We start from the raw sequence: 368 nt of genomic DNA, 5'->3' as shown, positions 1-368 counted from the left end.
CTTCGTCATAGATGTAGTTTACGGTTCCGCCGGGTCCGGTCATCCCGGTACGGTTGCCTGTGCCGTCATACTGATAAGTGAAAGTACTGCGGCTGTCGACTACCTGGGTAAGCTGACCAATATTATCATATTGATAAGCAGATACATCTGTATTGTTGACAGTCGTTTGGGTGCGGCGGCTGTTATGGTCATATATGTAGTCATAGGTTAGGAAGGCTGAGCCGCCTGCTGCTGCATTTGTGATGTTCTCTACCCTGTTGGCATTATCATGTGCAAATGAGGTATAGGTATTGTTTGGATAGTTGATCCGGGTTATGTTGCCAGCATCATCATAAGTGAAGGTATATATCTGTCCATTGGTATCTGTC

At 45.9% G+C, this 368-nt stretch carries 1 protein-coding gene; it reads right to left on the bottom strand.

Annotated elements, in window-relative coordinates; all coding sequences use genetic code 11:
• Positions 1-368: hypothetical protein (locus Ga0451573_RS19020; RefSeq protein WP_231685775.1), on the bottom strand; the 368-nt coding region annotated here is incomplete at both ends.

Source organism: Phosphitispora fastidiosa (genome assembly GCF_019008365.1).
Classification (GTDB): Bacteria; Bacillota; Thermincolia; order Thermincolales; family UBA2595; genus Phosphitispora; species Phosphitispora fastidiosa.
Note: the sequence above shows the minus strand (reverse complement) of the source record. Positions and strands in the feature narration are given on the sequence as shown.